Consider the following 14,316-nt stretch of genomic DNA (forward strand, 5'->3'; position numbering starts at 1 on the left):
TGCCAGCACCATAAAGCCGAGCAATGAAGAAAAGAAGGCTCCATGAAAATCACGGCGATAGTGGCGGCGGGCCTCGCGGCCGGCGCGCTGGCAACGGCCGCTTGCGCGCAGGCCGAGATCACGGCGGCGCCCGCCGCGACCCACTCCTATCCCTTGGCCCCGCCGGCTGACCCCGAAGCGGAAGTCGCGGATTTGCAGCAGCAGGTGTCCGACCTGCACGACAACTGGGACAACCTCACCCCGGCGCAACGCCAGCAGCGGCTGACGCAGCTGCAGCAGCAGGCCACCAGGGTGTCCAACGACACGCAGAACCTGCCGCCGGAGCAGCGGCCCGGGGTGGAAATGCGGCTGCTGCAGACCATGTTCGAGCTGTTCGACCTGGTGCGAAAGGCCCAGGGGCCAAACCAACCCTGCTACTTCCCGGCCTGCCTGCCCGGCCTTTAGCCGGCGTCGATTCGGCTGGGCGGCGCCGCGGTTTCGCGCCCACCGAGGTTGGTGGCCGCCGTCACCACCGCCCGCTCGATCTGGCGCAGCGCGTGCACCGCGGTGAGCAACCGCCGGGTATCGGGCCCCTCGCGCTGCCGCGCCAGGGTCTCTGCGGCGTCGAGGTCGTCGGCCGCGGAGACGATGGTCGGCGCGCGGCCGGTGCCGATGGCGGCGGCCAGCGCGTCGATGTTGCGGCGCGTCTGTTCCGCCGCGGCCGTGAACGCTTGCGCCACGGGTTCCGAGCCCGCCGGGCCCCGGTACTGCTCGCTGCTGCGCGCCAGGCTGCGGCCGTAGCGGTCGCAGGCGGCGAAGATGCGCAGCGCCCGGCGAATGCTGCGCCGGCCCGCGAGCCCGGCGACCCCGGCCAGCAACGGCTTGGCGGTGACCCGGAACTGCTGCAGGTCCCGGTCCAGCTGGCGCGCCCGCTCCGAAGGGCTGACGCCCTCGTCCTCGCCGAACATGTTCGCGGCGGAGGCGTCGATCAGCGCCGACAGGCTGGCCAGGAACGTGCGGGTGTCATCGCGGATCGCGGCGCGGGTGTGTGTCGGCAGCACGACGATGGCCACGGTGGCCCCGATGACCGCTCCGAGCGCGGTCTCTTCGATCCGCAACATCAATACGCCGAACGAGAATTGGCCGAGCAGGCCGTACAGCAACGCCAGCATGGTGGTGATCCAGAAGGTCATCAGGCTGTAGGTGACCGTCATGAAATAGAACGCGCAAAACAGGCAGACGAAGATCCCGGCCAGCGCGGCCGTCTTGTCGCCGGCCAGCACCGAGGCCACCAGCACGCCGCAGGGCACGCCCAGCAAGGTGCCGAGCAGGCGTTGCCAGCCCTTGGTCAGGGTCTCGCCCCACGAGTTGGTGCCGGCGAAGATGACGAACGCGGCGATCACCGCCCAATACCAGCGGGCCGGTGACACCAGCTCGCCGGCGACGATGGCCAGCGACGCGGCGACGGCGACCTGAATGGCCTGCCGGGTGGTCGGCCGGAGGCCCTCGGGCGGCACATCCTCAACGGGCTCGGCGGCAGCGTCCGGGCCGTCGGATGCCGGCGGCCGCTCGCTGTTCGTGCCGTCCGGGGCGCCGGTGGCGGCGTGGTCGACGATGGCCCGGACGTCGGCGGTCGCGGTGGCGGCGTTGATTATCGCCAGGGCGAGGCGGCGCACCGCGGCGCCGCCGGAATCGTCGTCGTTCTGCGCGTCCAGCAGCCGCCGCGCCTGGTCGGCGGCGCGCCGAAGGCCGTCGGGTTCGGGCAGGCGGATCGCCCGCGCCAGCCCCGACAGCGCGCCGACGAGCGCGGCCCGGGTCGGCGCGGGGATGGCGGTCGGGGTCTGCGAGGACAGGGCCGCGGCGCGCCGGCCGGCCGTGGCCACCCACTCGATGGCCAGCTCCGCGTCCAGCAGCCAGGGGGCCAACTGTTCGGCCGTGACGCCCGGCCACAGCATGGCCGGGTCGGCCTTGTCCTCGATCTGGCTCTGCACCATCAGCGCGGTCTCGTTGAGCCGGAGGGTGCGGGCCCGCATCCGGCGCCGGCGCCGTTCATCGAGGCGGCCCGTGCGCACGGCCTCGGCGGTGGTGTCGACGACGATCGCCATCCGCGCCCGCAACGCCCGGATGGTCGCCCGCAGCACGCGCTCGGGCCGGTCGGGCATGACGTAGGTGGTCATCACGAACGTGCACACCGTGCCCACCGCGACCGCCCCGATCATCCACGGCAGCTCCGAGACGCTCGCCCGCAGGTAGAGCGTGAAGAAGTAGGACATGAACGCGACCATGCCCAGCGCCCGGCCGCGCGCGCCGAAGCGGCGAATGTAGGCGGCGGTGAAGACGACGACCACGAACACCGCGTCACTGATCACCGGGTGGGGCGCGAGCGCCGCGGCGCCCGGCGTGGACGCGGCGGCGGGCAAGGGCAGCAGCGCCATGGTGATCCGCTGCTGGCGCGGGTCCGGTTCGTTGACCGATCGCGACGCGACCATGGTGATGACGACGCCCAGCAGGGCGACCGTCAGCGGCTGTCCCGTCGCGCGGGTCAGGAGGTAGAGGGCCAGCAGCGAGCAGGCGAGCGCGGCCGTCGTCCGCGTCGCCATGCGCAGCCGCAGCAGACCGGGATCGGAGCCGATCAGCCAGTTGCGGGCTTGCTCGTAGAGCACGGGCACCCCTTCCCAACCTGCCGAACGCGTCATGGTTACCCGAAGTTCGGCACCAGCTAGTCTTCGACATCGTGACAGCGCCGACGCGGGCCAAGCTGGCCGACGGCCGTGACCTGCTGTTCTTCGCGCTGCCGGGGCACCGCCCGACGCCAGTCGAAGATCGCAGGCCCTTGCCCGCGCGCGACGGGCAGCGCACCGAATTGCGGTTCGACCGGACCACGGGCCAATGGGTGATCGTCGCGGCGCTGCGGCAGGACCGCACCTACAAGCCGCCCCCGGACCAGTGCCCGCTGTGCCCGGGCCCGACCGGGTTGACCAGCGAGGTGCCCGCCCCCGACTACGACGTCGTCGTGTTCGAGAACCGCTTCCCCAGCCTGTCCGGCACCGGCCCGGCGCTCGCGCCCGCCGGTGACGGTTTCGTGTCCGTCCCAGGCCAGGGCCGCAGCGAGGTGATCTGCTTCTCCAGCGACCACACCGGATCGTTCGCGGGCCTGGCACCGGCACATGCCCGGCTGGTCATCGAGGCGTGGCGGCACCGCACCGGCGAGCTGTTGACCACGCCGGGCGTCGAGCAGGTGTTCTGCTTCGAGAACCGCGGCGAGGAGATCGGCGTCACGCTGACCCATCCGCACGGCCAGATCTACGGCTACCCCTATCTGACCCCGCGAACCGCCGCCATGCTCGGGCAGGCCCGCGAACACCGAAACCGCCACGGCACCAACCTTTTCGGTGATCTCCTGGGCGGCGAAGTCGCCGACGGCAGCCGCATCGTCGCGCGCGACGACCTGTTCACCGCGTTCGTGCCGTTCGCCGCGCGCTGGCCCGTCGAGGTGCACATCTACCCGAACAGGTTCGTGCGCAACGTGACCGAACTCGACGGCGACGAGCTGGACGGCTTCGCGCGCGTCTACCTCGACGTGCTGAAGCGATTCGACCGGATGTATTCGGCACCGCTGCCCTACATTTCGGCGTTGCACCAGTACGCCGACACCGACGCCCAGGCGGACGGCTACTTTCACGTCGAGTTGATGTCGATCCGGCGCAGCGCCACCAAGCTCAAGTACCTGGCGGCCTCCGAGTCCGCCATGGACGCGTTCATCAGCGACGTCACGCCCGAAAGCGTGGCCGGGCGACTGCGGGAACTGGGTTGACCGTCCGGTACGCCGCGCCCGGGCGGATCAACCTGATCGGCGAGCACACCGACTACAACCTGGGCTTCGCGCTGCCGATCGCCCTGCCGCAGCGCACGGTGGTCTCGTTCACCCCCGACGACGGCGACGCGATCACCGTGGCCAGCGACCGCGCCGAGGGGCCGGTGCGCATTCCGCTGGACACCGCCCCCGGCGGCGTGGCCGGCTGGGCCGCCTACGTGGCCGGGGTGATCTGGGCGCTGCGCGGGGCGGGCCCCCCGGGCGCCGGCGGCGCGATGCGGATAACCAGTGACGTGGCCATGGGGTCGGGCCTGTCGTCGTCGGCGGCGCTCGAGTGCGCGGCGCTGGGCGCGATCGCGGCGGCCGCCGGCGTGCGCATCGAGGCCAAAGACCAGGCGCGCCTCGCCCAGCGCGCCGAAAACGACTACGTCGGCGCCCCCACGGGCCTGCTCGACCAGCTGGCCTCGCTCTTCGCCCGGCCGGCCACCGCGCTGCTGATCGACTTCCGCGACCTCACGGTCGCGCCGGTGGCCTTCGGCCCGGACGCCGCGGGCGTCGCGCTGCTGCTGATCGACTCCCGCGCCCGCCACAGCCACGCGGGCGGCGAGTACGCCGCGCGCCGCGCATCCTGCGAGCGGGCGGCGGCCGATCTCGGGGCGTCGTCACTGCGGGACGTCCAGGACCGCGGGCCGTCGGCCGTGGCGGCGGTGCACGACCCCCTCGACGCCCGCCGCGCCCGCCACGTGCTGAGCGAGAATCAGCGGGTGCTCGATTGCGTTGGCGCGCTTCGTGATTCGGACTTCGTCACTGTCGGGCAGATCTTCACCGCCTCGCACGCGTCCATGCGTGACGACTTCGGCATCACCACCGAACACATCGATCTGATCGCGGACACCGCGGTGCGGGCCGGCGCGCTTGGCGCTCGGATGACCGGCGGCGGGTTCGGTGGCTGTGTGATCGCGCTGGTGCCGGCCGAGCGCACCGGCGCGGTCGACGAGGCGGTGCGGCGGGCGCTGGCCGACGCCGGCCTCGAACGTCCGGTCATCACACGATCCCGCGCCGCCGCCGGCGCGGGTCCGGCCTGACTCGTCGAAACGGACGCAAATCCCCGGCCATAGCTGCAACGCGCGACGCGATAGCTGTAACGTAACGGCTATGCCTGGGATGACGTGCGCGGTGTGCGGCGCGGGCTTCGCGGCCCGTTCCGACGCGGTGTACTGCTCGTCGGCGTGCCGGCAAAAGGCGCATCGCGCCCGATCGGCGCGCCGGACCGCGGCGCTGCGGGAGACCTTGCTGCGCCGGGACGCCGGGATGCGTCGGGGCGCGGCGTCCGCCGCCAGGTCGCTGCGGCGTTCGGCCGCCGATTCCATGCAGCGCGCGCAGCAGCAGCTCGATCGATCGCGTGAACTGTGTCGCGCGTCGGAGCGGCGGCTGCGGGAAAGCGATGCCATCCGCCGGGCGGCCCTGAAAACGACCTCAAACCCGGAGCGTGCGTTGTGGCCTGGGAACTAGACGGGCAGGCGCCGGCGGTCGAGCGGGCCCTCGCGGGCGGTACCCCGCAGCGCGCCGGCTGGTTTCGCTTCTACTTCGAAGACCAGCGCTGGGAATGGTCCGACCAGGTGCAGCGCATGCACGGCTACGAACCCGGAACGGTGACGCCGACGACCGAGTTGGTGATCGGCCACAAGCACCCGGCCGATCGCAACCAGGTGGCGGCCACCATCGACGACATGATCGAACGGCGGGGGCCGTTCAGCACCAGGCATCGCATCGTCGACACCCGCGGCGACACGCACGAAGTGGTTGTGGTGGGCGATCAATTCTGCGATGCCAGCGGCGACGTCATCGGCACCCACGGCTTCTACGTCGACGTCACCCCGTCCGCCGACCGTGAGCGCGAGGAGGACATCAGCGCGCAGGTGGCCGAAATCACCGAGCGCCGCGGCGCCATCGACCGGACCAAGGGGATGCTGATGCTGGTCTACGGCGTCGACGAGGATGCGGCGTTCAACTTGCTCAGATCGCTGTCCCAGGTGCACAACATGAAGCTGGGCGTGCTCGCCGAACACATCGCGCAGGACTTCTCCGAGGTCGCCAAGGAGGCCATCGCGTCGCGCTCACGGTTCGACCAGCGCCTGCTCACCGCGCACGAACGGGTGTCCGAGGCGTAGTCATTCGGCCGGCGTCAGCCGCACCGCGCCCAGGTGCATGCGGTCGACCGCCTCGGCGAACTCGTCGCGCGTCGGTATGCGTTGATCGCGAAACTTCAGCCCGATCATGCGTTGTGCGCGCTGGACGCCGTACGACTGGGCGCAGCGCAGAAAGAGATCCGACACGATCTCGCGGTCGCGGATGAGCTCACCGCGCATCGTGGTCGTCTTGCCGTCGTAGACGACCTTTGCCGGGGCGCCGTCGCGGAAATTCTGCTTCCACGGAGCGCCGGTGAGCGCGTAGAGCTCACCGTCAATCAGGTGGGCGCTCAACGGAAGTGAAAACGGCCGGCCCGTTTTCCGTCCGGTGAAGCTCAGCACCATAAGCTGCTTGCGGGCGGGACCGGCGAGCGGGGTGCGCAGCAGGAACCCGAGAATCGGGTTGACGAAGCGCAGTAGGGCCGAGGGCGGGTGCCCGGCATCTATCGCATATGACTGCTCTGTCATGCGCTTACCGTACGGCCAATCGCGTTCCTCAGGTGTGATGTCGCCGCGGAGCGGGGGCCCCGCGGCGACATCGCGTACCTCAGGTGGTGATGGTGGTCTGGTCGTCGATGATGTTGGTGGCGTCCATCAACGGGCCTTGATCGGACTGCGGCCCCTCGGCGTTGAGCTGAAGCACGTAGACCGCGCCCTGGCTGGGGATCACCACGGTCTTCTGCGCGATGACCCGGGTGGCGCCGCCCTTCTGATACGTGCCGCTGAGCTGCCAGGCCTGGAAACCGCCGAGCGTGGACGCGACGCCGTCTCCGGAGCCCTGGTAGCCGGGCAGGTTCTGCACCTCTCCCGGCGCGTACTGGATGATCTTCGCCGGGTCGACGTTGCCGGAAAGCCTGGAGAACAGCGCCGAGATGGTCGGCGGGTCGGAGGGGTTGGTGGGCTGGGTCAGCACGATGCCGCCATACGACGTGCCGGCGTTCTGGTTGATCTGCCAACCGTTGGGCACCGGCAGGTCGACGTTCGGCCCGGGGTCGCCGTGGTGCACGGGCGTCTCGGAAATGTTGTTGTCCTTGACGTAGTCCGCGATCGTGTATTTGGCTTTCGCGGCCGGTGCCGCGCTGGTCGCCGACGACGTCGCGGACGTCGACGTGGACGTGGTGGTCGAGGTCGACGATGGGCTGCCGGACTTGTGGTCGTTGCCGCAACCGACGAGCGCCAAACTCAGCGCCACGGAAATGGTTGCTGCCGTCAAATGTTTCATCAATCCAATCTCCCGAAAATTGGGGCCGGTACCAGCGCCGGCCGCGCCGAAATGACAGTAGCCCAAATGGCGTGCGACTTTGCCGATATTTTTTTGAACTTTTTCCGGTGGCCGCCCGGCAAATCGTTATCCAATTCGGCCGGAAAACGCCCACCCGATACCGAGTTGTCCAGTAAGAGACAGGTATGCGGTCACGAAGGGCCCTCGTCGCGCTGCTGGCGGCGTCGGTCGTCTTCATCGCCTTCGTCGCCGCGGCGCCGCCCATCGCGTACGACGGCGACCCCGCATTCGTGACCAATCCGGTCGACCACGTCGCCACGCTCATCGGCACCGGGACGGGCGGCGAGACGGTGGGGGAGATCAACAACTTTCCCGGAGCCACCGTGCCGTTCGGAATGGTGCAGTACTCACCGGACACCGTGGGCAACTACGCCGGCTACAACTACGACAACCCCCGCGCCACCGGCTTCAGCATGACCCACGCGTCGGTGGGCTGCGCCGCGTTCGGCGACATCTCAATGTTGCCGACCACCAACGGAATTGGCGTGCAGCCGTGGAAGGGCTGGGAACGGATCGCCCACGACGACACCGAACAGGGCGTGCCCGGCTACTACACGGTGCGGTTCCCGCAGACCGGGGTCAAGGCCGAACTCACCGCCACCACCCGCACGGGCGTCGGGCGTTTCAGCTACCCGCGCAACGGCCGCCCCGCGCTGTTCCAGGTGCGCTCCGGCGCGTCGCTGGCGGGCAACTCCCGCGCCACCATCCAAATCGGGGAGGACAACACCACGATCACCGGCTGGGCCACCAGCGGCGGCTTCTGCGGCAAGAACAACACCTACACGGTCTATTTCGCCATGAAGTTCAGCCAGCCCTTCACCAATTACGGGACATGGGACGGTTTCTCGGTCTACCCCGGCGCCCGCGGCGCGAATTCCCCGTACAGCGGCGGATACGTGCAATTCCCGGCCGGGACGGTGCTCGAGGTGCGGACGGCGATCTCCTACGTCGGGATCGAGGGGGCACGCGCCAACTTGGCCGCCGAGGGGGCGGGGAGCTTCAACGACGTGCGCGCCGCGGCGGCGCGCGACTGGAACGCCAGCCTGTCGCGCATCTCCGTCGCCGGCCGCAACGCCGACAACCTGAACACCTTCTACACCGCCCTGTACCGATCGCTTCTGCACCCCAACACCTTCAACGACGCGGACGGGCGTTACATCGGATTCGACGGCGTGATTCACACCGTGGCCCCCGGGCGCACGCAGTACGCCAACTTCTCCGACTGGGACACCTACCGGTGCCTGGCCGCCCTGCAGGCGCTGCTCTTCCCGGACCGCGCCGGCGACATGGCCCAATCGCTGGTCAACGACGCCGAGCAAAGCGGCGCCCTGCCGCGTTGGGCATTCGCCAACGCCGCGACCGCCGAGATGAGCGGGGACAACGTGGTACCGCTCATCGTCAACCTGCACGCCTTCGGCGCCACCGACTTCGACACCAAGACGGCGCTGCGCTACATGGTGGACGCGGCCACGAAAGGCGGTGTGGGACTTAACGGTTACGTCGAACGGCCGGGAATCGACACGTACCTGCAATTCGGCTACGCACCGTATTCGTATCAATTCCGCACCGACGGCTGGATCGCCGCCGCCTCGGTCACCCTCGAATGGTCGGTCGACGACTTCGCCATCGCGCGGTTCGCCGATTCGCTCGGTGACACGGTGACGGCCGCGGAATTCCAGGGCCGGTCGCAGTACTGGCAGAACCTGTTCAACCCGACCACCCGCTACATTTCGCCCCGCAACTGGACCAGCTTCTTCCGCGCCGGTCCGGCGTTCGTGGTGTCGCCCTCGGATTTCGGCCAGGTCGGATTCGACGAGGGCAACGCCGCGCAATACGTCTGGTGGGTGCCGCACAACGTCGCGGACCTGGTGACCGCCCTCGGCGGCCGCGATGCCGTCGCCGCACGGCTCGACAACTTCACCAAGAAGCTCAACGTCGGCCCCAACGAGCCCTACCTGTGGGCCGGCAACGAGCCCGGGTTCGGCGTGCCGTGGCTGTACAACTACATCGGTCAGCCGTGGAAGACGCAGCGCACGGTCGACCGCGTGCGGGGCCTGTTCGGCCCGACGCCCGACGGCGAGCCGGGCAACGACGACCTGGGGGCGATGGCCAGCTGGTACGTCTGGGCCGCGCTCGGGTTGTACCCCAGCACTCCCGGAACGTCGATCCTCACCCTGAGCGCGCCGCTGTTCGATCGCGTGGTGATCTCGCTTCCCGGCGGCAAGACCATTCGGATGTCCGCGCCCGGGGCATCCGGACCGCACCCCCTCAAATACATCAGCGGCCTGCGCGTCGACGGCCAGGTCACCGACCAGACGTCGCTGCCCGAGTCGTTCGTCCGCACCGGCGGAGATCTGGCGTTCTCGCTCGCGGCCTATCCCGACAGGGACTGGGGCACAGGCGAATCGTCCGCACCGCCGTCGTTCGGCGCGGGTGGTTCGACGGTGACCGTCAACGCGCCCAACCCCATCGTGACGATCGCCCCGGGAAGCACGGGCACGGTGAAACTCGACGCCCAACGGATGACCGCCGCCGCCGGCGGCTACACCATCACCGGGTCAGGCTCGGACCCCGGGATCACCGTGGCGCCGGTGGCGGGCCAGTTCTCCGCCGACGGATCGGCGTCCATCGACGTACCCATCACGGTCGCGCGGTCGGTGCCCGAGGAGTACTACCTGGTGACGCTGACCTCGAAGGTCGGCGAAAGTGCCCGCACGTCAACCATTCTCGTGGTAGTGCAAGCGGGAAGCGAGTGATCGCTTGGGTCAGACCATCTCGTTCTTGGTCAACCACCGCATCACCGGCCAGCCGACGAACACCGGCAACCAGCAGGTGAGCACCCGATACAGCAGAACGGACGGCACGCCCACGGCGGCCGGCACGCCGAAGGCCGCCAACCCACCGATCAGCGCCGCCTCGACGGCCCCGACGCCGCCGGGTGTGGGCGCGGCGGAGGCCAGCGTCCCGCCGACCATCGTGACCACGGTGACGGTGACGAACGTCGTGCCGCCGCCGAAGGCCTCGACGCTGGCCCAGAGCGCCAGCGCCGCGCCGAGAGTCGTTCCCGCACAACCGAGCAGGATCAGCGCCAGCCGCCGCGGCTCGCGGGCCAGCTTGACCAGGTCGGTGGTCACCTCGTTGAGCTTCGGGCGCACTTCGGTGGCCAGCCATTTGCGCGACTTCGGCACGAACAGCAACGTGCCGATGATGCCCAGCGCCACGCCCCCGATCAGGTAAAGCATCGTGGCGCTCGGCACGAAGTGCGACAGGTGCATCGAGGCGCCCGCGACCACGCTGAACAGGATCAGCAGCAACAGGTGCACGATCACCTGCACGGCCTGCTGCAGGGCGACCGCCGCCGTGGCTCGCATCGCCGACAGGCCGCTCTTCTGCAGATACCGGGTGGACAGCGCGAGCCCGCCGACGCCGGCGGGCGTGGTGGTCGCGGCAAAGGTGTTGGCCACCTGGACGAATGACAACCGCCAGTAATTCACCGACCCGTCGGTGCAGGCCCACAGGGCCGCGGCGGCGCCCAGATAGGTCAGCGCCGACACCGCCAGCCCGAGCAGCGCGTACCACCAGTTCGCGGTCCGCAGTTGGGAGAAGAACGTGGGGGCGGTGCTGACGAAGGGGTACGCGACGTAGACGAGCGCGCCGAAGAGCACCAGCTGGATGATCTGGCCGCGGGTGAACCGGGTAATGGTTTCGGTCTTGATCTGGTCGGCCCCGGTCTGGCGCTTCACCTCCGCGCGGGCGGCCGACAAAACGGCACCCGGGTCCGGGACTGACTTCCGAACATGGCGCGGCACAGCGACTTTCGTCAACCGGCGGGACGCGCTCAGGATGGTGTCCCGGTCGAACGCGTCGATCGCCGCGGCGACCGCCGACTTGGGGTCGTACAGCGCCGACGTCGTCACCAGCAGCTGCGCGATGTCGGACTGCAGCTGCGCCTCGGTGGCGCCGTATTCGGCGTTGTGGAAGCCGCCGAAGAGCACGGCGCCATCGTCGACGGTGATCTCGTGGCCGCGCAGATCACCGTGCGCGATCTGCTGGTCGTTGAGGGCCCGCAGCGATTGCCACACCCGGTCCACCGGTGTGGACTGCGCGCATCGGTCCAGCGGCGAGCCGTGGGGAGGCTTGTGCGAGTAGAGAATCCATCCGCGGTCGAGGGTGGCGACCGCGATCGTGGAGGTGTTGGCCAGGTTCACCTCGCCGACGGCGATCGTCATCAGCGCGCGATGCTCCACGGCGCGGCGCATGGACGTCACCAGGGGAGCGGTCTCGGTATCGCGCAGCCGCAGCTTTATCCAGAGTTGACGCAGCGTGCCGCCGCTGCGCTGATGCGGGCCGTACAACTCGATCACCGCCGCGCGGTCGGACTGCTCGCATCCGGCCGACAGGACGAGGGGGCCGCGGCCCGCCGGCCGGATGACGGTGAGCCTCGAGACGACGAACCCGCGCCGGGCCATGGCGCGCACGGCCGCCTCCAAGGGCACCTCCAGCGCCGGGGTGCCGACCACGAGTACCACCACCGAGCCGACGAGCCAGCCGACGGCCAGGCCCAGCAGGGCGCGGGCCGGCACGATCGCGCTGACCACGAGGTGGATCGGCACGAAGGCCAGCAGCAGCGCCCACCACCAATGCCGCCACCGCGCGGGCAGCCACGGCCCCGAGACGGTCAGCACCGCCGCCAGCATGGCGATCCAGCGCGGATCGTCGAGGAACTGGCCCAACACGGTCTGCAGGCGTTCGGAGAGGTCGAAGTGCCAGCGGGGCGCCGAGAACCCGTTACCGCCAACCGACAGCGGTAGCGCCGCGAGCAGCGCGGCGGCCGCGTAGGCGCCGAGCAGTTTCCATTGCCGCCCGACGATCAGGCCGATCAAGATCATGAACGGCAAGGCCAGGATGGCCACGCCGTACCCGAGGTAGACGAGATCGGACTGCCGGGGGGAGAGCACCCCGACGATCTGGGAGATGGACTTTTCCAGCGCCTCCCATTGCGGCCGGGTGATCAGCGAGCTGGTGATCACCCCCGCGAGGAAGATCACGCTCGCCGCCAGGCGCAGGATGTCGTTGGTGCGCCGGGTCAGCGGCTGCAGCAAGCTGCCGGAAACGCTGATCTCGCGCCCGTCGACTCGCATGTGGTAATGATCCTTCGGATCCGTTCGGCGCCGCTGGCTGACCCCGCTCGCCGGCTCGTCGACAACTTAACGCCGATACCCGGTTGGCGACAGCGGCCACCCGCCCGCCGCGCGTAGGGTCGGGTAGGTAGGCGAGCTAGCGAATCGGAGGGCATGAGCGTGGGCAGGACCGATAACGACAGCTGGGAGATCACCGAGAGCGTGGGGGCGACGGCGCTGGGGGTCGCTTCGGCCCGGGCGGCCGAGACGCGCAGCGAGAACCCCTTGATCACCGATCCGTTCGCACAGGTCTTCCTCGACGCCGCCGGCGACGGGGTGTGGAACTGGCACTCGGCCCCGCAGCTGCCGGACGAACTCGTCGAGGCCGAACCCCAGTTGCCGCTGCAGATGCAGGCGATGGTCGGCTACATGGCTTCGCGCACAGCCTTTTTCGACGAGTTCTTCCTCGCCGCGACGCGGGCGGGCATCCGTCAGGCGGTGATCCTGGCCGCCGGCTTGGACGCGCGGGCGTGGCGGCTGCAGTGGCCGGATGGCACAACCGTCTACGAGCTGGATCAGCCCCGGGTGTTGGACTTCAAGTTGTCCACGTTGGCCGACCACGGGTCGCAGCCCGCGTGCAACCGGATCGCGGTCCCGGTGGACTTGCGCCACGATTGGCCGACGGCGTTGCGGCAGGCCGGGTTTGACCCGTCGGCGCCCAGCGCGTGGTCGGCCGAGGGCCTGATGCCCTACCTGCCGGCCGCGGCCCAGGAGTTGTTGTTCGACCGCGTGCACGCCCTCACCGCCCCCGGTAGCCGGGTGGCCGTGGAGGCGCTGGGGCCGAAGTTCCTCGACCCGGAGTTCCGCGCCAAGCGCCGCGAGCGGATGGACCGGGTGCGGGCGCTGATGGCGCGGGTGGACCCGGACCGGGAGGTGCCGAGGACCGACGAGCTGTGGTACTTCGAGGAGCGCGAGGACGTCGGCGACTGGTTTCGTCGCCACGGTTGGAGTGTCACGGTCACCCCATCCGACGAGCTCATGGCCGGCTACGGCCGCGCGGCAGCCGACGAGGTCAAGGACGCGGTGCCGGGGAACCTGTTCGTGGCGGCCGAGCGGCCGGGCAGCTAGCGGGGATCCGCTTCCTCGCGGTGGCCGGCGCGCCAGTGCCGGTATCCGCGCCGCGCCGCGAACGCGCCGACGATGGCGGTGATGCACCAGACGGCGATCGCCGCGTACGCCAACGCCGACGAGCGGTTCCCGATCGAGGCGCCCAGTGCGGTGTAGACGAACGCCCGCGGGACCGACCCGACGAAGGCGCCAACGGCCATCTGCCACAACGGAACTCCGAACGCCCCGAACGCGTACGAGGCCAGCGCATCGGAGATGCCCGGGACGAAGCGCTGACCGACGACCGCCCACAGCCCGCGGCGCTCGATCAACGCGTCGATGCGGTCGGTCCGGTTGGGCCCCAACAGCGCCCGCGCGCTGTCCCGGCCCGCCCGGCGGCCGATGAGGCTCGCGACGACCGCGGTCCCCACCGTCGCGCCCAGGGTGACGAAGACGCCGAGCAGCGGACCGAACAGCAGGCCGCTGGCCGCGGCCAGCACCGCGCCCGGCACGAACAAGGCGCCCAGGACGGCCGACACCAGGACGTAGGTGACCGGCGCCGCCGGCCCCGTCGCCGACACCACGCGCCGCACCTCGTCGACGTTGATCACCCGCGCGACGGCCACCAGATAGAACAGCACGAGCAGGAACACGACGAACACGCCCAGCCGCACGACGTGCGTGCGCCGCGACGCCGTGGGCTCCGGTGCGGAATCGTCGCCGTCGTCCATGCTGCAAGCGATTCTCCCGCACCCGCCAAACGCCTGACCGCGCGGGCGCGCTCGCCGTAGAGTTCTTCGGTGCCGGCCCGGGAAGGAGCAAACG

General features: G+C 70.0%; 12 protein-coding genes. 7 read left to right on the top strand and 5 right to left on the bottom strand.

Features of this window, described 5'->3' with window-relative positions:
* Positions 1-42 precede the first annotated feature (42 nt).
* Positions 43-444 (top strand): hypothetical protein, encoded by a 402-nt coding sequence (locus A5730_RS17120; protein ID WP_067902789.1) that lies wholly within the window; start codon positions 43-45, stop codon positions 442-444.
* Here the strand turns inward: A5730_RS17120 and A5730_RS17125 are convergent.
* Entirely contained in the window at positions 441-2,615 is a 2,175-nt protein-coding gene (locus tag A5730_RS17125; RefSeq protein ID WP_067903155.1) for an FUSC family protein, read from the bottom strand. The genes A5730_RS17120 and A5730_RS17125 overlap by 4 nt on opposite strands.
* Positions 2,616-2,713: 98 nt before the next feature.
* Between A5730_RS17125 and galT the strand changes: the two genes are divergently transcribed.
* The 4 genes from galT (at position 2,714) to A5730_RS17145 (ending at position 5,964) form a co-directional block, all read left to right on the top strand.
* Entirely contained in the window at positions 2,714-3,793 is a 1,080-nt protein-coding gene (galT, locus tag A5730_RS17130; RefSeq protein ID WP_231994704.1) for a galactose-1-phosphate uridylyltransferase, read from the top strand.
* Positions 3,790-4,878, top strand: coding sequence for a galactokinase (locus A5730_RS17135; RefSeq protein WP_067902795.1), 1,089 nt, complete (start codon positions 3,790-3,792; stop codon positions 4,876-4,878). Before galT ends, A5730_RS17135 begins: the two co-directional genes overlap by 4 nt.
* A gap of 70 nt (positions 4,879-4,948) precedes the next feature.
* Positions 4,949-5,305 carry a hypothetical protein gene (locus A5730_RS17140; protein WP_156745849.1) on the top strand — a complete coding sequence of 119 codons (357 nt, stop codon included), beginning with the start codon at positions 4,949-4,951 and terminating at the stop codon, positions 5,303-5,305.
* Positions 5,290-5,964, top strand: coding sequence for a PAS and ANTAR domain-containing protein (locus tag A5730_RS17145; RefSeq protein ID WP_067902799.1), 675 nt, complete (start codon positions 5,290-5,292; stop codon positions 5,962-5,964). The genes A5730_RS17140 and A5730_RS17145 overlap by 16 nt, the downstream gene beginning before the upstream one ends.
* On the opposite strand, the gene A5730_RS17150 is transcribed toward A5730_RS17145, so the two are convergent.
* Together A5730_RS17150 and A5730_RS17155 are read right to left on the bottom strand one after the other, a co-directional pair.
* Positions 5,965-6,450: a hypothetical protein gene (locus A5730_RS17150; protein WP_067902803.1), complete on the bottom strand. Its 486-nt coding sequence runs from the start codon at positions 6,448-6,450 to the stop codon at positions 5,965-5,967.
* A 79-nt stretch (positions 6,451-6,529) separates the two neighbouring features.
* On the bottom strand, positions 6,530-7,204 hold the full coding sequence (locus A5730_RS17155) for an LpqN/LpqT family lipoprotein (protein WP_067902806.1): 675 nt from the start codon (positions 7,202-7,204) through the stop codon (positions 6,530-6,532).
* Positions 7,205-7,389: 185 nt separating this feature from the next.
* Here A5730_RS17155 and A5730_RS17160 point away from each other — a divergent pair, with 185 nt between their 5' ends.
* Entirely contained in the window at positions 7,390-10,020 is a 2,631-nt protein-coding gene (locus A5730_RS17160) for a GH92 family glycosyl hydrolase (protein WP_067902809.1), read from the top strand.
* A 9-nt stretch (positions 10,021-10,029) separates the two neighbouring features.
* Here the strand turns inward: A5730_RS17160 and A5730_RS17165 are convergent, their stop codons facing one another.
* Positions 10,030-12,405, bottom strand: coding sequence for a lysylphosphatidylglycerol synthase transmembrane domain-containing protein (locus A5730_RS17165; RefSeq protein ID WP_067902811.1), 2,376 nt, complete (start codon positions 12,403-12,405; stop codon positions 10,030-10,032).
* Positions 12,406-12,564: 159 nt separating this feature from the next.
* Between A5730_RS17165 and A5730_RS17170 the strand changes: the two genes are divergently transcribed.
* Entirely contained in the window at positions 12,565-13,512 is a 948-nt protein-coding gene (locus A5730_RS17170; protein ID WP_067903158.1) for a class I SAM-dependent methyltransferase, read from the top strand.
* Here A5730_RS17170 and A5730_RS17175 read toward each other — a convergent pair.
* Positions 13,509-14,222: a TVP38/TMEM64 family protein gene (locus A5730_RS17175; RefSeq protein ID WP_067902814.1), complete on the bottom strand. Its 714-nt coding sequence runs from the start codon at positions 14,220-14,222 to the stop codon at positions 13,509-13,511. The two genes, A5730_RS17170 and A5730_RS17175, sit on opposite strands and share 4 nt — an antisense overlap.
* Between the last annotated feature and the right edge of the window lie 94 nt (positions 14,223-14,316).

Origin of the sequence: Mycobacterium sp. ACS4054 (assembly GCF_001667275.1) — a bacterium.
Taxonomy (GTDB): Bacteria; Actinomycetota; Actinomycetes; order Mycobacteriales; family Mycobacteriaceae; genus Mycobacterium.